The 23,165-nt window shown below is 44.2% G+C and carries 16 protein-coding genes; 10 read left to right on the top strand and 6 right to left on the bottom strand.

The window, feature by feature from the left end:
* Positions 1-26: 26 nt before the first annotated feature.
* The 3 genes from WAE59_RS01440 to WAE59_RS01450 all read right to left on the bottom strand — a co-directional run bounded on the left by WAE59_RS01440 (position 27) and on the right by WAE59_RS01450 (position 2,195).
* Positions 27-425: an SRPBCC family protein gene (locus WAE59_RS01440; protein WP_337854143.1), complete on the bottom strand. Its 399-nt coding sequence runs from the start codon at positions 423-425 to the stop codon at positions 27-29.
* A gap of 12 nt (positions 426-437) precedes the next feature.
* Complete coding sequence (pyrE, locus tag WAE59_RS01445) at positions 438-1,097, bottom strand: orotate phosphoribosyltransferase (protein ID WP_337854144.1); 660 nt, start codon at positions 1,095-1,097, stop codon at positions 438-440.
* 174 nt (positions 1,098-1,271) lie between these two features.
* On the bottom strand, positions 1,272-2,195 hold the full coding sequence (locus tag WAE59_RS01450; protein ID WP_337854145.1) for a helix-turn-helix domain-containing protein: 924 nt from the start codon (positions 2,193-2,195) through the stop codon (positions 1,272-1,274).
* 154 nt (positions 2,196-2,349) lie between these two features.
* Between WAE59_RS01450 and WAE59_RS01455 the strand changes: the two genes are divergently transcribed.
* From WAE59_RS01455 to WAE59_RS01495, 9 genes are all read left to right on the top strand, one after another.
* On the top strand, positions 2,350-5,598 hold the full coding sequence (locus tag WAE59_RS01455; RefSeq protein ID WP_337854146.1) for a SusC/RagA family TonB-linked outer membrane protein: 3,249 nt from the start codon (positions 2,350-2,352) through the stop codon (positions 5,596-5,598).
* 29 nt (positions 5,599-5,627) lie between these two features.
* Entirely contained in the window at positions 5,628-7,562 is a 1,935-nt protein-coding gene (locus WAE59_RS01460; protein ID WP_337854147.1) for a RagB/SusD family nutrient uptake outer membrane protein, read from the top strand.
* A gap of 37 nt (positions 7,563-7,599) precedes the next feature.
* Positions 7,600-8,832, top strand: a complete 1,233-nt coding sequence (locus tag WAE59_RS01465) for a DUF4959 domain-containing protein (RefSeq protein WP_337854148.1) — start codon at positions 7,600-7,602, stop codon at positions 8,830-8,832.
* A 30-nt stretch (positions 8,833-8,862) separates the two neighbouring features.
* Complete coding sequence (locus tag WAE59_RS01470) at positions 8,863-10,080, top strand: DUF4998 domain-containing protein (protein WP_337854149.1); 1,218 nt, start codon at positions 8,863-8,865, stop codon at positions 10,078-10,080.
* Between the two features lie 145 nt (positions 10,081-10,225).
* On the top strand, positions 10,226-12,151 hold the full coding sequence (locus WAE59_RS01475; RefSeq protein WP_337854150.1) for a glycoside hydrolase family 97 protein: 1,926 nt from the start codon (positions 10,226-10,228) through the stop codon (positions 12,149-12,151).
* An 84-nt stretch (positions 12,152-12,235) separates the two neighbouring features.
* A complete protein-coding gene (locus tag WAE59_RS01480) occupies positions 12,236-13,582 on the top strand; it encodes a sugar porter family MFS transporter (protein ID WP_337854151.1) in 1,347 nt (448 codons plus the stop codon).
* Positions 13,583-13,615: 33 nt separating this feature from the next.
* Positions 13,616-16,951, top strand: a complete 3,336-nt coding sequence (locus WAE59_RS01485; protein ID WP_337854152.1) for a DUF5107 domain-containing protein — start codon at positions 13,616-13,618, stop codon at positions 16,949-16,951.
* A 46-nt stretch (positions 16,952-16,997) separates the two neighbouring features.
* Positions 16,998-19,184 carry an alpha-galactosidase gene (locus WAE59_RS01490; RefSeq protein WP_337854153.1) on the top strand — a complete coding sequence of 729 codons (2,187 nt, stop codon included), beginning with the start codon at positions 16,998-17,000 and terminating at the stop codon, positions 19,182-19,184.
* Between the two features lie 26 nt (positions 19,185-19,210).
* Positions 19,211-19,819: an NUDIX hydrolase gene (locus WAE59_RS01495; RefSeq protein ID WP_337854154.1), complete on the top strand. Its 609-nt coding sequence runs from the start codon at positions 19,211-19,213 to the stop codon at positions 19,817-19,819.
* A 1-nt stretch (position 19,820) separates the two neighbouring features.
* Here the strand turns inward: WAE59_RS01495 and coaD are convergent, their stop codons facing one another.
* The 3 genes from coaD to WAE59_RS01510 are packed head-to-tail and all read right to left on the bottom strand — an operon-like array spanning position 19,821 to position 21,668.
* A complete protein-coding gene (gene coaD, locus WAE59_RS01500) occupies positions 19,821-20,294 on the bottom strand; it encodes a pantetheine-phosphate adenylyltransferase (RefSeq protein WP_337854155.1) in 474 nt (157 codons plus the stop codon).
* 13 nt (positions 20,295-20,307) lie between these two features.
* A complete protein-coding gene (locus WAE59_RS01505) occupies positions 20,308-20,850 on the bottom strand; it encodes an RsmD family RNA methyltransferase (protein ID WP_337854156.1) in 543 nt (180 codons plus the stop codon).
* Entirely contained in the window at positions 20,841-21,668 is an 828-nt protein-coding gene (locus tag WAE59_RS01510; RefSeq protein WP_337854157.1) for a DUF3822 family protein, read from the bottom strand. The genes WAE59_RS01505 and WAE59_RS01510 overlap by 10 nt, the downstream gene beginning before the upstream one ends.
* Before the next feature lie 52 nt (positions 21,669-21,720).
* Between WAE59_RS01510 and WAE59_RS01515 the strand changes: the two genes are divergently transcribed.
* Positions 21,721-23,160 (top strand): ATP-dependent DNA helicase, encoded by a 1,440-nt coding sequence (locus WAE59_RS01515; protein WP_337854158.1) that lies wholly within the window; start codon positions 21,721-21,723, stop codon positions 23,158-23,160.
* Positions 23,161-23,165: the final 5 nt, after the last annotated feature.

Raw genomic sequence — 23,165 nt, forward strand, 5'->3', positions numbered from 1 at the left:
CGCCCTTTGTAATGAGTATTTAAGGTTTATTTCAGTATTTCTGAAAGTCTTGTTGTCTGGTGATCTGCAAGTTTTTGAAGTGGGCCGGAAGCCAGCATTTTCATCATCATATTCAGGTCGGCAGAGATGAGATGTGTCGCAGTGGTGCCGCCTTTACCATTGTCCTGTACTTTCCATTTCAATTCTACATCAAAGGGAGGTTTTTCAGTAGGAAGTGCAGTTAACTCCTGGTTTTCAACACGGTCGGAGATTCTGATGGCCAGTTTAGCCATATTCTGGATGGTGAAGCTTGCTTCATCTTCTGTCGAAGACCAGTTGTAGATGTTTTCAGGCATCAACTGCTGGTGATTGTTGAGGTCCGCCAGAAAGGTATACACTTTCTCTACGGGCTGATTGATTTCAGTACTGCTTTCTATAATGGTCATGATGATTTGATCTTAGCTTAATTTTTCCAGTTCCTTACCCCATTCTGAAGGGTTTCTTCTCCATTTTGTCAACAGGTCAACGTCGTTTTGAGCGATGAAACTGTGTTCTGCAGCGTACTCAATCAGGGTATTGTAGTTAGATAGGGTAGCATAGCGGCATTTTGCCTCTTTGAAGTTTTCTTCGGCCTGGTCAAAACCATAGGTGAAGATAGCTACGAGTCCAGCAACTGAAAGTCCGGCATTCCTTAGGGCATCTACAGCCTGCAGACTACTTTTTCCTGTGGAAATCAGATCTTCAATGACTACTACACGCTGTCCTTCTACAATTTCTCCTTCGATCAGACTACCTGTACCATGCTCTTTAGCTTTAGACCTCACATACGCAAATGGCAGGCCGAGTTCCTGAGCAACCAATGCACCCTGAGGGATACCGGCTGTAGCAACTCCAGCAATCAGATCGACAGAGCCGAATTCTTCCTGGATCAGTTGGGTAAGTTTTTGTCTGATGTATGTTCTAACTGAAGGATGGGAAAGTGTGACCCTGTTGTCACAGTAAATAGGCGATTTCCAACCTGAGGCCCAGGTAAAAGGGTTGTTTGGTTGTAACTTTATTGCTTTTATTTGTAATAAAAATTCAGCTACTTTTAATTCGATATCACTTTTGTTATACATGCTCCAAAATTACAGAATTTCTAACGTTAGATCATAGCCGCTCAGCATTAGTTTTTGATACGGTTATGGATCAGGTAGAAAACTTTAGTTTATTTATATATTTAGAAATCACAAATATCAACAATTAATGTCAATGCTGAAAGACATTTTTGCCAACCGTTGATAATCAACCTACTACTTTTTATGCCGCTTCTTATATTGTGAGGGGGAACTACCAATTACATTCCGAAAAAGCCTGGAGAAATAGTATTGGTCTTCGAAACCCAGTTCTGTACAGATTTCCTTGATGCTGCGATCGGTAAAGTAGAGGTACTGGCAGGATTTTTGGATTTTGAGCTGGTTGAAATAATTGATGGGCGAGGAGCCTGTCTTTTGTTTGAAAGATCTGGAATAGTGCGATACAGAAATGTTTTGTTGGGCCGCCAATTCTTCTATGCCAAATTTCTCATTGATGTTTTGCTTCATATAAGCAATAGAATTGCTGATGGAATCGGTGTTGTACACGGCTGGGTTCTCTTCTTTATAATAAATGAGTGAGGAGATGAAATACAGCAACTTGAAATTGATGATCTCCATATCCTTTTCATTAAAGCTATGTTCGAGAATATAGTAGAGTTGTTCAAATAAGCGAATCCGGTTTTCATCATAGGGAATACCGATTACCTGTGGACTGTCATTGACCAGGGAGCGCTCGTATAACCTGTCGGCAATATCGCCCATAAAATGAACCCAGTAAATACTCCAGGGATTGTTTTCGGTACTGGTGTACCGGTGGGGTACGTTTCGCGGGATAATGAAATAGCTATTGGGATAGATTTCGTAAGGAATACCATTCAAATACACGTGGCCGCCCCCTTCCAGGCAATAGAGCAGGATGTACTGACTGCTTCCATGTTTTCGCTCCCTGTCGTGGTTGCTGGCTTTCGGATAATGGCCGATGGCTGTAAGGTATAAATTTTTGATCATAGTATTGGTCACGATCTTACGCTTGATGTTGGGGGGCAACACGATCATCCGCTGTCCTACAAAGCCCTCCTTAACGCGCTTTTTCTGTTCTGTACCTTGCTGATCCATAATGGAAGAAAATTTGGTGTTCATTTATAGAAACTAAGCTAAGCATTTTATTAAACACAGCCAATCTTGCCGGAAGATCTCTATGGTAATATTGTCCATCTTTTTTAAAAATTTATCCATTTGAAAGTCATTGGAATCCGGATAAGTTTACATTACCATTTATAAACCAAAATAAAGTATGAAAAGAATTTCTACTAATTACCTTCCGGTATTCCTCCTGGTCTGTTTAATGAGCATGGCATGGAACCGGACATTTTCACAAACTCCAGCCAGGGTTACTGTAACAGGTACGGTAACGGATACGCTCGGGGCAAAGATCCCGGGTGTGAATGTAGTCCTGGAAGGAAACACAAAGATCGGCACGCGTACGGATGATAACGGCAGGTTTCTGCTGGATGTAACAGCGGGAGCGGTACTGAAGATCTCCTATGTGGGATTCAGGGAGCAACGTGTAACTGTATCTGCTGATAACAAGGCCTTAAACATCGTCCTAAAGGAAGAAAACCTGACCGGAGAAGAGGTAGTGATCACTGCAATGGGACAAAAGCAACGTAAGGAAGCCCTGGTAGGCTCGGTAACGGCAATAAGCCCGGGGAATTTAAAGATCCCGGCGAGTAACCTTACCGCTTCATTGGCAGGACAGGCCGCTGGTATTATTGCTTATCAGCGAAGTGGGCAGCCAGGTCAGGATAATGCATCTTTCTTTATCCGTGGTGTGACCACCTTCGGCTATAAACAAGATCCCCTGATCCTAATAGATAACGTAGAGCTGACGCCGAATGACCTCGCCCGTCTCAATGTGGATGATATTGCAAGTTTTGTGATCCTAAAGGATGCCAGTGCTACAGCACTATACGGAGCACGTGGTGCCAATGGCGTAATTTTGGTCAATACAAAAGAAGGTAAAGAAGGAAAAGCTAAAATAAATTTCCGTTCGGAATATTCAGTTTCGCAATCTACCCAAACTTTAGAGCTGGTAGACCCAATCGAATACATGAGCTTATTTAATGAAGCTTCACTCACCCGTAACCCTACACTACCTTTACCCTTTACCCAAACTAAAATAGACAATACCAAAGCCTCTATAGCAGGTACTCCAGGCAGCAACCCCTACGTTTTTCCTGCAGTAGACTGGATAGATATGCTATTTAAAGACAGAGCTACTACCCAGCGCAACAATTTGAGCATCAGCGGGGGCGGACAAACTGCTAAATATTATATTGCCGGATCTTATAATATTGACAACGGGATATTAAAAACCGATGTGAGAAACAACAATGATAATAATGTCAATTTTAAGAATTATCAGTTGCGTTCGAATGTGAATGTAAACCTGAGTAAGACCACCGAACTCGTGATCAGGTTGTCGGGAACTTTCAGTGATTACAATGGACCGATCACCCTGGATGGCAATTTTGCCTCCGATCTGTATGCGATCGCTTCTCATGCCAGTCCGGTGTTGTTCCCGGCTTATTATCCGGTAAATGCGGAGAATGCAGGTGTGAACCACATCTTGTTTGGAAATATAGGTGGCCCAAACGGGACAGCCAGCAATGATGTAATATATCCTAATGGAAATCCATATGCCCAACTGCTGAAGGGGCATAAAAATTCTTCAGAATCCCGTATGTCTGCTCAGCTTGAGTTGAACCAGGATTTTAAATTCATTACTGAGGGGCTCAAATTCAGGGCGATGTTCAATACCAACAGACGCTCGTTCTTTGCTTCTCAGCTTTATTACAACCCTTATTTCTACGGCGCCAACAACTACAACAGGGAAGCGAATACCTATTCCCTAACATGGTTGAACCCTACGAATCTGAATGGCGTGCCAAACATACCTACGGAATATCTGATGTATGGTTCCAATACGCCTGAGGCAGAGTCTTTCGTGTATTTGCAAAGTGCAATAGATTACAACAGGACATTTGGAGATCATACCCTGAGCTCTACGCTCATCGGTACTGGCCAGCAACGTCTTTATGCCAGTAACAACCTGTACAATTCATTGCCGTTCAGAAACCTTGGATTATCCGGCAGGGCAACTTATTCGTATAAAGGGCGGTATTTTACCGAATTTAACTTTGGCTATAACGGTTCTGAAAGGTTTTCAGAAAATAACCGTTATGGTTTCTTCCCAACCATTGGTGCGGGCTGGGTAGTGTCCAACGAAGGTTTCTGGAAACAAAATGATATCGTAAACCGCTTAAAGTTCCGCGTGAGCCATGGTTTGGTAGGTAACGATGCCATTGGTGCAGACCGGTTCTTTTATGTTTCCAGGGTAAACCTGAACGGTGGAAATTTTGCGCAGTTTGGAATTAATAACGGAAAGCAGTTGAATGGTGTGACCATTCAGAGCTATCCAAACCCCAATATTACCTGGGAAACTTCCCGTCAGACCAATTTTGCTACGGAGGCTACTTTATTTAAGAATTTTAGTGTGATCGCGGAGTTTTATAAAAATCACCGTTATGACATCCTTCGTGAAAGAAACATCCCTGCAACCGAGGGCCTGGAGGCCAAAGTACTTACCAATCTCGGAGTCGTGGATTCCAAGGGGATAGATTTGTCTGTAGATTACAAACAGAGTTTCAAAAATGGACTTTGGACCTCTATGCGCGGTAATTTTACTTATTCTACCAACAAGTATACTTATATAGAAGAGCCCAATTATGCAGAGCCATGGAGGCATTTTATCGGTCAGCCAATAAGTCGCGGCTATGGTTACATTGCCGAGCGCCTTTTTGTGGATGATGCGGAGGTCAACAATTCACCGACGCAGATTTTCAATACTTCTGACGTGTATGGCAATTCGATTACCGGAGCAGCACCAAGAGCGGGTGATATCAAATACCGGGACATGAACGGTGATGGAAGAATAGACGATTTGGATATGGTTTTTCTGGGCTATCCCACCACACCTGAGGTGGTGTATGGTTTTGGTTTATCAACCGGTTATAAAGGGTTTGACTTCTCTGCGTTTTTCCAGGGACAGGCCAGGGTATCTTTCTTTGTAAATCCAAAGACTACGAGTCCTTTTCTGGACCGTCAGGTGATGTATGTAGAAGGCCGTACACAGGTGCTGAAGGAATTTGCGGATAGCCATTGGTCTGAAGAAAATCAAAATCTATATGCCGCTTATCCAAGGTTAGGAACCAGCTCGGCACTCTTGGCGAATAACCTGCAACCGAGTTCATGGTGGCTAAAAGACGCCAGTTTTATCAGGTTGAAATCTGTAGAGATCGGTTATACATTGCCACAGAAAATTGCCAGTAAGTTGAGGCTTTCGAACTGCCGCATTTACTTTAATGGCCTGAATCTGGCTACCTGGAGCAAGTTTAAGATGTGGGATCCGGAACTGGGAGGAAACGGCTTCTCTTACCCAATCCAAAAGGTATTCAACTTTGGCCTGAATGTGAATTTATAAGAAACGATTATCAACTGAAATAAGAAAGAATGAAACTCTATTATAAACTGACCTGCCTGCTGATGCTTTGCATTATGGGGTCCTGTAAAAAATATTTGGATATAGTCCCTAATAACGTGGGCACACTGGACTATGCTTTTTCCAATAGGAATGAAACTGAAAATTATCTGTTTGGCTGCTACAATACTTATCAGAACCTGAACCGCAATGTGGTAGATAATGTGGGTTTTGTGACCTCTGCTGAGATCATTTATCCGAACCTGGACGACAATATATTTAATACAATTACCGGCCCGGGTTTTAAACTGATCCGGGGTAATGTACAGAATGTGTCGAGTCCGGTGCTGGATTACTGGAACGGTGCAAACAATGGCATAACGATTTACCAAGCGATCAGAAGATGCAACATCATGCTGGAAAACATCAATAAGCCCTATGATCTGTCTGAGGCTGAACGGAAAAAATGGATTGCAGAGACAAAATTTTTAAAGGCCTACTTCCATTATTACCTGATCAGGCTGTATGGTCCAATTGTATTGGCTAAAGTAAACCGTCCTATTGATGCAGGGATCGAAGAAACGAAAGTAGCACGTTCAACTGTTGATGAATCTTTTGCTTATGTCGTGGAACTGCTGAATGAAGCAATTCCTGATCTGCCTTCTGTGGTGGAAGACCGTCTGCAGCAAATGGGAAGGGCAACTAAATCCATTGCCATGGCGGTAAAAGCAGAGGCATTGGTGACTGCAGCCAGTCCATTGTTTAACGGCAATAGTGATTATGCTTCTTTTAAAAACAAAGATGGGAGAAATCTTTTTGCTGCTACTGCCGATCCGGGTAAATGGACTCTGGCAGCTAAAGCCTGCAAAGAAGCGATAGACGAGTTTGAAGCCAATGGTGGTGCGTTGTACAACAGGGTACCGACTGAAAAAGTGGATAATTCTGTTTCTAATGAAGTCAAACAAGTCCTGAAACTGCAGGTGGCAATTACTGAAAGATGGGATCAGAATCCGGAGTTGATCTTAGCGTCGCAATACTTTTTTGATTATCAAGGCTTTATTTTTCCCAAGCTGACCACTGAAGCAGTTGGTGCGGGCAATACACACCCTTCTAACTGGTCGGTACCGCTTGGTACTACAGAGTTATTTTACACGAAGAATGGCGTGCCGATAAGCGAAGACAATAGCGGCATCTTTGATTATGCCAACAGAAATAGCCCTCAGGTAGGTGATGCTGCAAATAGGTTCTACATCAAACAAGGATATGAAACCGCCAAAGCTAACTTCAACCGTGAGCCGAGGTATTATGCGGATTTAGCTTTTGACGGCAGCATCTGGTTTGGAAATGACAAGACCGTAGAAACAGATGCAGATTATGTACAGGCCAAGGGTCCGTTTTCAACTGCAGGTACAAAGAGTCAGTACGCGACCAACATCACCGGGTACTGGCCTAAGAAGCTGGTAAACTATCTTTCCATAATGCGGACGGCCTCTCCAAGTTTTTCTAATTACAGGATGCCAATTATAAGACTTTCGGGTTTATACCTCTTGTATGCGGAGGCGCTGAATGAAGAGGGGACCGCTGCTAAAGCTGATGTCCTGAGCTGGGTAGACAGGGTACGTATAAGGGCCGGTATACCAGGTGTAGATGCTGCCTGGAAGGCCTATTCCAAAAATCCGGCTAAGCCTGATAGCAAAGAAGGAAGGCGTCAGATCATTCACCAGGAAAGAAGGATTGAATTGTGTTTTGAAGGGCAAAGCGGTTGGGACCTGCGTCGCTGGAAAGAAATTCAGGATGTGTTGAGCAGGCCACTCCAGGGATGGAGCATCGGCGAGAGCAGTGCCATCAACTACTATCGCCCTGTAACGGTGGCTATCCCTTTCTTTGGGGTAAAAGATTATTTGTGGCCGATCCGTAACTCTGAGGTAGTGATAAACGATAAACTGGTGCAGGCTCCTTTCTGGTAGGCATTGAATCATTGTACATAGTATTAATCATAACATTATGAAAAGAATTTATTATAAAAAGACACCTTTGTTTTTAATCCTGGCAACAGTGCTTATTGCCCTCTTTTATACTGGCTGTAAAAAGATGGAAAATGCTGTTGACATTGTCTCCAATGATATGACAAAACCAGGTGTAGTGACTGGCGTTAAGGTAGAAAACCTGAATGGGGCTGCCAGGATCACCTACAGGCTTCCAGATTCAAAAAATCTCTTGTACGTACTGGCGAGTTATCCGATCAATGCGAGCAGGGTAAGGGAAACAAAATCGAGTTACTATACAGATACCATCTTTGTAGACGGCTTTGCCCGGTCACAGGATTATGAAGTGACCTTATACGCTGTGAGCCGTGCCAATTTGAAATCTGATCCGGTCACAGTGAAAGTTCATCCGGCAACGCCTAATTACATATTGGCGAATGCTGCTATAGACATCACAGCAGATTTTGGAGGAGCGAATTTCGCTGGCTTAAACCCAAACAGAGCGCCCCTGGCCATGCACATGCTGGTGTACAACGAAAGTACCAAACGCCTTGATGAACAGGAGCCGGTATACCTGAACACTGAAAAGATAGACATCTCTGTGAGGAACTTGCCGCCGACACCACATAAGGTTGGGATATTTACCACAGACCGGTTTGGCAATGCTTCTGACACCTTGTTTAAAACGGTAACCCCATTGTTTGAAACTTTACTGGACAAGAGCAAGTTTTTCGTGTACAAGCTGGCAAGCGATGCCGCTACCGATCAGTACGGTTGGGATTTTAAGTACTTTTTTGATGGAAGGATAGACGGAACCGGATGGCATACCAATACCAATGTAACCCGCTCTATAGGTACATTTGGTATGGGGGTTTCGGCAAAACTGAGCCGTATTGTGGTCTGGCAAAGGCCTTCCAACTATTACAGCTTCCAAAATACCCGCCAGTTTACCTTATGGGGCACCAATAAGGATAATCCAGCTGATGCGCAGATGCCGCAAACTTCGTCGGAAGGTACGGTTGTGGGAGACTGGACTAACCTGGGGAATTTTACATTTCCGAATCCGCCCTCCGGATTGCCGGCAAGTCAGGCAAATGCCGCTGATATGGCTTTTGTGGCACAGGGGGTGAATTTTACCATGCCAAGGGCAGCACCACCGGTTAAATATGTAAGATTCCATGTGACACAAACCTGGGGTGGCCTGAACTATGTGAATGCTATGGAAATCAGTGTTTATGGTAATCCTTTGTAAAGGGCTGCCGCCAATTTAAAAAGATAGAATATGAAAAATATATTGAACATCGTACTCACTTGCTGCTTCAGCAGCATATTCCTGATGAGCTGTGAAAAATATGCCGATAATTATAAGGATTATCTGGAGAACAAAGAGGTCGTTTACCCCGGTGTGATCAAGAGCCCGCGTTACAGAGCAGGAAATCTTCGGACACAACTTTACTGGAATCCGAGTCCCGATCCCAGCATTACAAAATATGTCGTATCCTGGAACAATGGTACCAGCACACAGGAAGTTGCTGCTACATCGCACAATCCGGCAGATGAGGTGAATGTAGTGATTCCGAACCTCAATGAATATGTATATTCCTTCACCATAGTCTCCTATGACCGTGATGGCAATAGTTCTGTGAAAAAGGAGGTTAATAACGTAAGGGTATACGGCGCAACTTATACTGCAACCTTGCTGAACAGAAGTTATAATACGTCAAACCCATACGAGTTTCTGGCAAACGGGAACCTACAGTTGAATTTTAATAAAAGAGATACGATGAATGTGTCTACCACGGTGAGCTATACCAATACAACTGGTGTGGCCGCTACAAAAGAGTTGGGGCCGGATGTGAACACACTGGTTATCTCTGACTATAAGCTGGGTACGGCAATTAAATACAGGTCTTCTTATCAGCCTGAACTTAATTCATATGATGTATTTAACGTCACTCAGTTTACCGATTTCCCAACGATCATTAAAGTCAGTCAGTTGGATAAATCTCTTTTCCGCGAGTTCAGGTTGCCGACCGATTCACCGGATGAATACGGATGGGTCTTGTCGCGCACATGGGACAACATCACTGGGCAAGACCAGGGATACCATACCGGCGGAACTGGTATGCCACAATCATTTACGATCAATTTGGGGCAGTCGGCACAGCTCGACAACCTCAAATTATGGCAAAGAGAAAATGCACTGTACAATGTCGCAAATTTAAAAGTGTTTGAAATATGGGGAAGCAATAGTCCCAATCCAAATGGGAGCTTCGACAACAGCTGGACAAAGCTTGCGACTTTTACTTCGGTGAAGCCATCCGGGCAGCCTCGGGGACAAAACAGTGATGCGGACTATGCTTTTGCAAGGGCCGGAGAGAAATTTACTTTCCCTACAGGCTTAGCTCCGGTACAATATGTCCGTTTTAAAGTATTGGAGACTTGGGGTGCTGCAACTTACGTACATTTTTCAGAATTGTCCTTCTTTAAAAGAGATTAAAAAAGATTCCATGACTGTTCGATAATTATTCATGCCGCATCGGCAGCATTAAAAATCTTTCCTGAGTGGCTGCAGAGCAATATGCTGTAACCACTCAGGAATTATGGTAGACAGGCCTTTCCATTTTTAAAATTCAATATTTACAATGCAAATCAACAAGTTACTCCTTTTTATCGCTTTATTATTCTGTGGAACCTTCGGGGTCTTTGCCAATCAACAGCTAAAGTTGAAATCCCCGAATGCGAGGGTGCTTGTCGATATTGCAGTAACGAAAGAAATCAGCTACTCGGTGTCGTTCAATAACAAAACTGTTTTACTGCCTTCATCCATTTCCCTCAGCCTGGATAAAGCTATACTGGGAAAGGAAGCGGTTGTAAAGTCTACAAAGATCCGTAGCAACTCAGGGTTTAATGAACTGACTATCAATTTTACAAATTCGTTTGCAGTGGTATTCAGGGCATACAATGAGGGTGTGGCGTATCGGTTCATCACTACTTTTGATGGAAATGTCCGGGTACTTGCTGAGCAGGCAGATTTTAACCTGACTGGTGAGCCTGCTGCTGTTATTCAGAAAACAGATAACTACACCACCTGGGAGGGATCATATGTTAGATTTGAACAGAAAAACCTGATTGCAGATGGGGTACGTGCAACGACACCTGCATTGTTTGATTATAGCCAACAGCCGCTTAAGGTGGTGATTGCGGAGTCGGACCTCCGCGATTACCCAGGAATGTATATACAGAAAAAGGAAGGACAATTTAGCGGGCAATGGGCTGCTTACCCAGTTAAATCAGAAATGGGCAGTTGGGGCAATTTTGTTTCTGTGGTGAAGGAAAGGGCAACTTTCCTTGTGGAGACGAGCGGAAAAAGAAGCTATCCATGGCGGATCGTGATCATTACCGATCAGGATAAAGATTTATTGACGAATCATTTAGTGACAAAACTTGCGGAACCTTCGCTGATCAGGGACATCAAATGGATCAAACCTGGTAAGGCAAGTTGGGAATGGTGGCATGATGCCATTCTTACAGGGGGGGAAATCCCTTCGGGAATGGGAAACAGAAATACAGCGCTGTACAACTATTACGTAGATTTTGCCGCGGAGCATCAAATGGAATACCTGATGATTGATGCGGGATGGTCTAATAATTATGACCTGCGAAAGGTGAATCCTAAACTGGATGTACAAACAGTCATCAGTCGTGCAGCGTCTAAAAAAGTAGGGGTATTTTTATGGTGCGTGGCGAGTACCTTGCTGAAAGACCTGGATGGGCAACTTGATTTCATCCAGTCTTTGGGTGCTGCGGGGATCAAGGTAGATTTTATAGACCGCGACGACCAGCTGGCTATCCGTTGGTTTGAGCAGATTGCTAAAGCTGCAGCGAAACGTAAACTGATGGTGAACTTTCATGGCTGCAGCAAGCCTACCGGTCTCGAAAAAACTTACCCTAATATTGTTAATTATGAAGCTGTAAGAGGTGCCGAATGTTCGAAATGGGACTACAGCGTGGGGCCTGAGCACCACTTGCTCATACCCTTCATCCGTATGCTGGCAGGACCTATGGATTATACTCCTGGTTCTATGCGGAATGCATCAAAGGATAAATTTAAACCGATAGACCCGGGATTGCCTTCCAGCCAGGGAACCAGGTGCCACGAGCTGGCTATGTTTGTGGTTTTCAATCAGCCACTCGCAATGCTCTGCGACTCACCTGATGAGTATATGAAATATCCCGATATCCTCCAGTTCTTATCTGTAGTGCCTACCGTTTTTGAAGAAACGAAAGTGCTGGATGCAAAGATCGGAGACTATATTTTAATGGCAAAGCGAAATCAAGGGCGATGGTATATTGGTGCAATGAGCAATTGGGAGCGGAGGACACTGGAACTGGATTTTTCCTTTCTTCCGGCAGGAAAGACGTATCAATTAAAGCTTTATCTTGACGCAGCTGATGCTGATGAGCATGCTTCGAACTATACATTTAAACAGATCAGTGTAAACAGCGAGAGTAAGATCGTATTGCCCCTTGCCAAGGGTGGGGGAGCTGCTGCATACCTGGATTTGTAATGATTGAATAGTCCATGTTTTGAACTGATAAATCCATTGTTGAACCGGCCCTAAAAAACCAACTTTAAATAACCAAATTACCACATGACTGAAGACAACACAACATTCAATAGCACCTATATCATAGGCATTTCGTTCATCTCTGCTTTAGGCGGATACCTGTTTGGATTTGACTTTGCTGTCATCTCCGGTGCATTACCTTTTTTGAGAGCGCAGTTCATGCTTGACGCCTGGTGGGAAGGCTTTCTCACCGGTTCCCTGGCACTTGGCTGCATTGTAGGCTGCCTGCTGGCAGGAAAACTGGCGGATAAATACGGCAGAAAGCCCGGCTTGCTGCTGGCTGCGCTGATCTTTGCTTTATCTTCTGTAGGTATTGCCTTTTCTAATGGGCTGACCTCTTTTGTAGTGATGCGTTTTGCAGCAGGAATCGGAGTGGGAATGGCCTCTATGTTATGTCCCATGTACATTGCAGAAGTATCACCGGCAAAAGTGAGGGGACGTAATGTCGCGATCAATCAGTTAACTGTTGTGATCGGGATCCTGGTGACCAACCTGGTCAATTATTTTCTGGCAGACAATGGTCCCGATGCCTGGCGCTGGATGTTTGGATTAGGCACGGTTCCTTCTGTGATCTTTTTAATCGGTGTGCTCTGGCTTCCTGAAAGTCCGAGATGGCTGCTTAAAGACGGACAGGAGGAGAAAGCAAAAGCTGTATTGAACAAAATTGGCTCAGCAGAATTTGCGGAAACTACAGTGGATGCTATCCGTAAATCCCTTGCGGGTAACAAGCCGCAGTCTTATAAAGCGGTATTTGAGAAAAGCGTGAGACCGGCTGTGGCTGTGGGCATTACATTGGCAGTGTTCCAACAGTTTTGCGGAATCAATGTGGTATTCAATTATACATCGACCATATTCGAGTCGGTAGGTGCCAACCTGGACAGGCAGTTGTTTGAGACGGTAGCTATCGGTATTGTCAATTTGGTTTTCACCCTACTGGCCATGTGGCAGGTGGATAAGCTCGGCCGCAGACCATTGATGCTGATTGGATCCTTGGGTTTGTCGATAGTTTACATCATCCTGGCGTTTATGCTCCAAAATCAATATCCTGCGGGCATGGTATCTATATTTGTCCTGTTGGCGATCAGCATGTATGCCATCTCTCTGGCGCCTGTAACCTGGGTGCTGATTTCTGAGATTTTCCCCAATAAGATCAGGGGAGTGGCCTCTTCGGTGGCTATTGTTTCACTTTGGGGAGCCTATTTCATCCTCGTTTTTACATTTCCTATCCTCGCTAAAAAGCTGGGTGCTTATGGACCCTTCTACTTATATGCAGGAATCTGTTTCCTGGGCTTCTTATTTGTGATGAAAAAGGTAAAAGAGACCAAGGGGCAGACCTTGGAAGAATTGGAAGATAATTTAATCAGACACTAATAGCAAACTGCTCGAAATAATAAAAATCATACTATGAATACAGCATACGTAAATGTTTGGGAAGAACAAGTGAATATACCGACCTATGCAGTAGGTCGCCCAGATAAGAATCCGATGTTTTTTGAAAAGCGGATTTACCAGGGCAGTAGTGGGGTGGTTTATCCAAATCCTGTCATTGAAAAAATTTACGACGAAAAGCAGGATAAAACTTACCGTGCACTTTTTCTGGAAAACGAATACCTGAAGATCATGATCCTGCCCGAATTGGGCGGAAGGATCCAGATGGCCTATGATAAGATGAAAGAGAGACATTTTATCTATTATAATCAGGTAATAAAGCCCGCGCTGGTGGGACTCACGGGGCCCTGGATTTCCGGAGGTATAGAGTTCAATTGGCCGCAGCACCACCGACCTAGCACTTTTGACCCTGTTGATTATAAGATGGAGGAGCATGCAGATGGCAGCAAGACAGTTTGGGTCAATGAAATTGAGCAAATGTTCCACACCAAGGGTATGGCTGGATTTACATTGCATCCTGATAAGGCCTATATAGAAATTAAAGCAAAACTGCTGAACAGATCCAGTCTTCCACAGACTTTTCTTTGGTGGGCCAATCCGGCGGTGAAGGTAAATGACCATTATCAGTCGGTATTCCCACCTGATGTAAATGCGGTATTTGACCATGGAAAACGGGACGTTTCTACTTTTCCGATTGCAACCGGAACATACTATAAAGTAGATTATTCCCCCGGAACCGATATTTCTATGTATAAGAACATTCCTGTACCAACTTCTTATATGGCCATCAACTCCGACTATGATTTTGTAGGCGGGTATGAACATGACAGCCGGGCAGGACTATTGCATGTGGCCAACCACCATGTATCGCCTGGAAAGAAACAATGGACCTGGGGGCATGGTGATTTTGGACAGGCCTGGGACAGGAACCTGACAGATGAAGATGGGCCATACATTGAGCTGATGACCGGTATGTTTACCGACAATCAACCTGATTTTACCTGGTTGCTGCCAAATGAAGAGAAATCCTTTACCCAATACTTTATGCCTTACCGCGAGCTTGGTGTATTGAAGAATGCCAGCAAAGACATCTTGCTGGCCCTGGATAAAAAGGCTGACCAGGTTACACTAAAAATATATGTGACCGGACTGCAAAAAGACATCCGGGTGAGACTGAGCCAGGGCGGACATCTGCTGTTTGAAGAACAGCTAACCGTAGATCCTAAAGCGGTGTATGAAAAACAGCTGACTGTGCCGGCTGAACTGGATGAAAAAGAACTGTTGCTGATCATCAATTCCTACACAGGCAGGGAGTTGCTGCGTTATGAACCAGCATCCAATAAAATCAATGAAATCCCTGAGCCTGCCAAACCAGCACTTTCGCCGGAGGCGACAGAGAACAATGAACAATTGTTTTTAACTGCGCAACACCTGGAGCAGTACAGACACGCCACCTATAGTCCGGTACCGTATTATGAAGAGGCGCTGAAAAGAGATCCGAAGGATGTGAGATGTAACAATGCCCTGGGCCTATGGTTCCTTAGAAGAGGACAGTTTGCGGAAGCTGAAGGCTATTTCCGTAAGTCGATAGCTACGAGTACTCAGCGTAATCCAAATCCTTATGATACAGAGACCTATTACAACCTCGGCTTGAGCTTAAAATTGCAGGGACATGAAGATGAGGCTTACAAAGCATTTTACAAATCGACCTGGGGAAAAGCCTGGAAAGATAGTGGATTCTTTGCGGTGGCACAGATAGACATGGCCAGGGGCGATTATGAACTTGCCTTACAGCACATTCAGCAGTCATTGGACAGCAATGCGGCCAATAGTAAAGCTTATGTGCTCAAAGCTGCGGCCTATCGTAAATCCGGAAATCCGGAAAAGGCGATTGAAATTGCAGTAGGCGCATTGGAGAGGGATCTTTTCAATCTGGGGGCACAGTATGAACTGTGTTGCAGTTACGGTGCCCTGGCGAAGCACGGGGAATGTACCGAAGCGCTGAATGCATTATTGGAACTGTCCAGGGGATATGCGCAAAATTTAATTGCCTATGCACTGGATTACGCCTCAGCAGGAATGTATGCAGAAGCAGCAGACTTACTTGGACATGCTGAAAAAGGACAGGAAACGCATCCGATGGTCTATTATCATCTGGCTTCTTTCCAGCACCAGCTGGGAAATGTCTCACAAGCGCAGGAAAAATTGGCGGCGGCAGCAACAGCAGATCCATACCTTTGTTTTCCCAATCGTCTGGAAGAAGTAAATGCGTTGCAGCTCGCACTTCAGCTGAACCCTTCAGATGCGAAGGCAAGTTACTATCTCGGCAATCTTTTCTATGATAAAAGACAATATGCAGAGGCCATTGATTACTGGGAGCAATCTGTGGAGGCAGACGCTCAGTTTGCCACAGCATGGAGAAACCTGGGGATAGCTTATTTCAATAAAAAGAATGACCCTGAGAAAGCGCTCAGCTGTTTTGAGCAGGCATTTGCACTGGATACCAGTGATGCCAGGATCCTGATGGAGCTGGACCAACTGTATAAGCGAATGAACAGAAGTCCAGAGGAGCGCGGTCTATTTCTCGAGAAACATTTGCAGACCCTTGTCGAGCGGGATGATATGTATCTGGAGCGGATTGCTGTACTCAATTTTATGGGGCAGCACGAACAGGCGCTTAAGCTGATCAAAGAAAGGCAGTTCCATCCATGGGAGGGTGGAGAAGGACGGGTATCAGGCCAGTATGTCTATAGCCTAATCTCGGTTGCCAAGGCCCATATTTTGGATGAGAACTATGATTCGGCAATCGCTTTACTGGAACAGGCACAGTCTTATCCGGAGCACCTTGGAGAAGGGAAGCTTTCAGGAGCACAGGAGAATGACATATTTTATTGGCTCGGTTGTGCCTACGAAGGACTGGAAGATATGGAGACTGCAAATGGCTACTTCCGAAAGGCGACGATCGGACTGGATGAGCCCTCGGCCGCCATGTTCTACAATGACCAGCAGCCTGATCAGATTTTTTATCAGGGACTGGCCTGGAAAAAACTGGGCGAGAAAGAAAAAGCAATGCATATCTTTAACAAGTTGATCCAATATGGAGAACAACACCTGCACGATGAGGTAAAGCTGGATTACTTTGCTGTATCGCTACCGAACTTACTGGTCTTTGAAGACGATTTGGATCTGCGCAACCAGATACACTGTTATTTTCTACAAGGACTTGGTTCCCTCGGACTTGAAAATAGCGATGCTGCGAACGCCATATTTGACAAGGTTCTCGAACTGGATGCTGCGCATTTAGGGGCAAAAACTCATAGCAATATGCCAATTGAATACAAAAAAGTTTGAACCATGAGCCTTACATTTGAAACTGATAGCCACTTATAAATTTACAATGAATTATTTTTTCCGATTATCCGCACTGTCGCTTTGTTTGCTGACAGGTCAACTGCAAGCTCAAAATATTAATATTTCTGTAGAGACGAGAAGCAATGCACTAGTCCTGCAGGCAGATGCTAAAAAGAACCTGAACACTTTATACCTGGGCAAGAAGCTGGCAAGTGCCGCTGAATATGAGCAGATCACTGGTCAATACAAACAATCCAGTGAATATACCGGCGTGCTCAGCGCCGCTTACACGCCTTCAGGGTCGAGGAACCTGCTGGAACCTGCGATCAGTGTGAGCCATGCAGATGGGAATAATTCATTGGACCTTCGCTATGTGAGCCATGAATTGAAAAAGCTTAGTGACGATGTGAGTTTGCTGAGTATTCTACTGAAAGATCCGGTATATGATTTTCAGGTCACACTTTTTTATAAATCCTATTATAAAGACGATGTGATCGAACAATGGAGCGTGATCAAACATAAAGAGAAGGGAAATGTGACCCTTCAGAAATTTGCTTCTGCAAATCTATACCTGAAAGCAGGCGGCTTCTACCTGACACAGTACCATGGTGACTGGGCCAAGGAGATGCAACCGGAGGAAAGTAAGATCACCCATGGCATTAAAACGCTGGATACCAAATTGGGCACCCGCGCCAACCTCTTCCAACCCTCTGTCTTTATGATCTCATTGGATAAACCAGCAACGGAAGATGAAGGCACTGTGCTGTATGGAGCACTGGAATACAGTGGCAATTTCAGAACCGATCTTGAACTGGATTACCTGAACAACCTCAAGATCATATCCGGGATCAATAACTATGCCTCAGCCTACACACTAAAGCCAAACGAAGCGTTTACCACACCTGCCTTCCTGTATACCCTTTCCAGTACCGGCAAGGGAGATGCGAGCAGGAATATGCACAACTGGGCCAGAAATTATAAGATATTGGATGGCAAGGGACAGCGTCTGACGCTACTGAACAACTGGGAAGCTACTTATTTTGATTTCAATGAAAGTAAGTTGTTTGACCTGCTGAAAGATACTAAAAAATTGGGTGTAGATCTTTTCTTGCTGGATGATGGTTGGTTTGCTAATAAATATCCCCGCAACGGCGATGTTGCCGGACTTGGGGATTGGGAAGAGAATAAAACCAAACTACCGAATGGGGTAGCCTCATTGGTGAAGGAAGCGAAAAATAATGAAGTGAAGTTCGGGATCTGGATTGAACCGGAAATGGTAAATCCGAAGAGTAATCTCTATGAAAAGCATCCGGATTGGGTAATCAAACAACCTAAAAGAGAAGAATATTATTTCAGGAATCAGTTGGTGCTGGACCTGAGTAATCCAAAGGTGCAGGACTTTGTATTTGGTGTTGTGAATGACCTGTTTACCAAAGATCCTGAATTGGCTTATATCAAATGGGACTGTAACGCAGTGATTTACAATGCCTATTCGGCTACCCTCGGTAACCAGAACCATTTCTATATTGAATACATGCGTGGATTGTATAAAGTGTTGGAGCGCATTCGTACGAAGTATCCAACAGTACCGATGATGTTGTGTTCGGGTGGCGGTGGCCGTGTAGATTATGCAGCGCTGCAGTACTTTACTGAGTTCTGGCCAAGTGACAATACCGATCCTATGGAACGCATCTTTATGCAGTGGGAGTATTCTTATTTCTATCCTGCGATTACATCATCTAATCATGTCACTGATTGGGGTAAGCAACCCATTAAATTCCGTACAGATGTAGCGATGATGGGTAAATTGGGATTTGATATCGTGGTGAGTCATTTGAAAGAAAATGACCTGAAATATTGCCAGGATGCAATCAAAACCTATAATGTGATCAAACCGCTGATCTGGCAGGGAGATCAGTACCGGTTGGCCAATCCAAAGGAAGGCAGTGTAGCTTCAATGCTGTACGTCAATTCCGGTAAAACGGCTGCAGTGATGTTCAATTACCTGGTTAATAACCGTTATGACGAGGGAAGTAAGTTGCCGATCAAACTTAAAGGCCTGGATGCGTCGAAAAAATATGCGGTTAAAGAACTGAACCTTTATCCGGGTACCAGCTCTGCAGTAGACGGGACTAAAGTTTACTCAGGAGATTTCCTGATGAAAATTGGTTTTAATCCTGTTGTCAATTCTGGTCGTACCAGTGTGGTATTGCAAATAGAAGAACTGAAATAAAAATATTTTTCTACTTTTATGCGTTAATGAGCAATTACAGAATCTACATCAACGACAATACTTTACACATCCGGAGTTCTTTTCCGATAGATATTCTTGAAATTCAGCAGCTTGAGCTGCTGAATTTCGATTTTCAAGACTTTTTCCGAGACTTGCATAAGGTGGCTGACCAGCAGTATTTATTGTTGACTGAGGATCCCAAATCGGTGTTCAAAAAGATCAAGAAATCATGTGAACTCATTAAAGCGGCAGGAGGCCTTGTAAAAAATGCCAAAGGCAACTATTTGTTCATATTCAGGAACAAAAAGTGGGACCTGCCCAAAGGAAAGGTAGAGAAGGGGGAAAAGATGAAAGAAGCTGGTCTTAGGGAGGTAGAAGAAGAGTGTGGCGTGAAAATCCACAGTAATAACGAAAAGATCTGTAAGACCTATCACGTCTATGCCCTGGGGAATAAATTGGTATTGAAGAAAACCAATTGGTATGCCATGACAGTTAAGGGAGAGCCGAAATTAGTCCCTCAAAAAGAAGAAGGTATTACTAAGGCTGTCTGGCTGGGTCCAAAAGAACTCAAACCTGTGGTCAATAACACTTACCCTTCCATCATCCAGGTACTGGAGGAAGGTATGTTACTATAAACTAAATTTTAGCTTTTAAAAAAGGAATGGCTTCCTGCGGAAGAAAAGGACTCACATCGCCATTATTGCGCAGGATATCCCTCACAATCGTCGAGCTGACTGCTGAATATTCCGGTTTGCTCAGGATAATGATCGTTTCCACTTCCGGCATCATGGTCTGATTGATCTGGGCAATGGCTTTTTCATATTCAAAGTCACCAACCGATCTAACTCCCCGGATCATATATTGCGCGCCGATTTTGCGGCAAAAGTCAACTGTAAGACCTTCATATAGCTGCACCTCAATATTCGGATAATCTGCAAATATGGTTTTCACAATCTCTTCGCGTTTTTCTGCAGAAAGGAAACCCTGTTTAGCGCTGTTGAGGCCGATGCCCAATACCACTTTATCAAATAGCGGGAGGGCACGTTTCAGAATGTCTACATGAGCGATGGTTATGGGATCGAAAGAGCCTGGGAAAAGTGCAATTTTCATGTTGGGATACTGATTATGGAGTAATTGGTTCAAAAAAGCTGAAAGAAGAATTGCCATATCGTCTCGTCTCTTTAAATCCGGCCAGACCATTTAGTTTTAGTAAAGAGGGGTGTTCCACGATCAGCATTCCATTTTCCGTCAATAGGTTGTTTTGCATCACCAGTTCAGGAATCTGTGGGATGTTGGGCAGGTTGTAAGGTGGATCTGCAAAGATGATCTGGTAAGGTCCACTGGCTTGCTGCAAGTATTTGAACGCATCGGCCTTATGAACCTCGATTTCGGGAAGTTGATGTTTTGCTATGACCGATTTTACCCAATACACGCATCCGGAATGCTTGTCTACTGCGGTCACTTTTTTTATCCCCCGGGAAGCGAATTCAAAGCTGATGTTGCCGGTTCCACAAAACAGGTCCAGTACTTCACATTCCTCAAAGTCGTAAGTGTTGTATAAAATGTTGAACAGGGCTTCCTTCGCCATGTCCGTTGTAGGCCTTACCGGTAAACTTTCAGGGGCGTTGAACCGGATGCCTTTTAACCTTCCGCCAATTATCCGCATAGGTCTAGTGCTAGTAGGCTGCTGTAATAATGGCTAGGCATATCTTCTAAAATGCGGCCGTCCAGCCCTTCGTTAAGGGCGGTACTGAATTCAATATGACTGAAATATTTGCTGACACACTCATAATGAGCATCTCCCTGGTGAATGATCCCACTTAGAGATAACACTGTATGTGCCGTGTCGATCTGAAGTTGCTGAACGATGAAGAGCAGGTAATAATTGAACTCCTCACTGTTTTCGATCTGATAGTAATTGCTGAAAATCAACTTTCCGTCGTTGACATACAGTGCGTTGAAGGAGGAGGCACTGAAGTCCAATTGCAGAACTTTCTTTTTCCCTCCGGCCAGTGCAAGCACTGGTGATTCATGGTCAAAAAATTTGCTGCATTCCAGTGAGGTGTTCAGCAGCTCATCTATAAATTTGTGGAGGCTGAAAATCGAAGTGAAACCGTAAGTGGCAAAAGGCTGAATGTATAGTTTATCTCCCTGTGTTTCTGTAAAGAACCTGGCGTATTGATCGAGGTTTTCTACCTCAAAGATTTCATTAGGAACAGCAATGGTGTTCTCGGTATAGACGGAGATTTTGATCTCCTTATAAGTAAGCATAAGGTAGCTATCGTGCTTTAACCGTTCAGCAAGCTCGGCCGGCACATCATGGCATTCTTGCTGATCGTACACCGCTTTGATCTGCTGATGGATTTTGTCGATAATGGCATAAGAGAAACTATCGGAGGTGATCTTGATCAACAGGTTACAGTTTTCCGCGGTATTTGGATCAAATTCGGGATCAACTAATAATATGCTATTTTTGCTGTTCATGTTAACAAAATTAAACCTTTTTTCTATAACATCACCATTGCATATTTGTTAAATGGATAAAGCATCGATTATAGCGGGCTGCTATCAATTTACGCCGACAGAGGAGCAATTGGATTTCTGCAGGGAAGTCACGTCCTTTTTATCGGCTGATCTCAATCGGGAATGTTTTATCCTGAGGGGTTATGCGGGTACAGGTAAGACGACTTCAGTTGGCGCCCTGGTAAAGGCTTTGCCTAAATTTGGATTGCGCGCTATTCTGCTAGCCCCGACCGGTCGCGCAGCAAAAGTAATGAGCAATTATACTGGCCGGAAGGCATTGACCATTCACAAAAAGATTTACCGGAAACGATCTGCAGTAGGTACGGATATGTCTTTTCAACTGGCGCCAAATTTGGCGGAGTATACTCTTTTTATTGTAGATGAGGCTTCCATGATTGCTGACGAATGGAATACGCAGACCGGATCTTCACTGCTGAAGGACCTTATGGAATTTGTGTACAACCGTAAAAACTGTGCAGTAGTGTTCGTAGGCGACACAGCTCAATTGCCTCCGGTAGGTAGTATCGATAGTCCGGCACTCAACCCTGCACACCTATTGGCCAATTTTTCAATTGGGGTCAGCATGGTTGAATTGAAAGAGGTAGTAAGGCAGGAAAAAAAGTCAGGCATACTGGCTAATGCCACGATGCTCAGGAAACTGATCAACGATGCTGAAGAAGCACAGGAATTGGAAGCAGTAACTCTTCCAAAGTTTCTCACCAAGAACTTTAAAGATATTTTCCGGATGACCGGGCTGAAGTTGGTGGAAGGTCTGGAATATGCTTACCATAAATTCGGGATTGAAAATTCATTGGTGGTCTGCCGTTCCAATAAATCGGCAAATGTATACAATCAGCAGATCAGGGCACGTCTGTTGTATCGGGAGGAGGAGCTGACAGGGGGGGACCAGATCATGGTGGTACGCAACAATTATTTCTGGTTGCCCGATAATGAATCGGCGGCATTTATTGCCAATGGAGACATGGCAAAAGTAGTCCGTGTACGGCGTACAGAAGAGCGCTATGGGTTCCGCTTTTGCGAGGTCAACCTGGAATTCCTAGATTTTCCGGATGCTGGTGTCATCACTTGTAAAGTTTTGCTCGATACCCTTACCGGGGAAACACCAAATCTCTCTTCTGAACAAAGCAACCAGCTTTTTGAAGGCTTGAATGAAGATTATAGCCACATCAGCAATAAACGGGAAAGGTACCAGGCTATAAAGGAGGATCCCTATTACAATGCCCTGCAAATTAAGTTTTCCTATGCAGTTACCTGTCATAAAGCTCAAGGCGGGCAATGGGATGCGGTATTTGTAGACCAGGGCTATCTTACCGATGAAATGGTCGACCTCGATTTTTTACGGTGGTTATATACTGGGGTAACCAGGGCGAAAAGAGAATTATTTTTAGTAAATTTTGCCCAGAACCTGTTCCGCTCTCCTGAAGAAGAATAAGTTCG

The sequence above is a fragment of the Pedobacter sp. GR22-6 genome, from assembly GCF_037402555.1.
Lineage (GTDB): Bacteria > Bacteroidota > Bacteroidia > Sphingobacteriales > Sphingobacteriaceae > Pedobacter.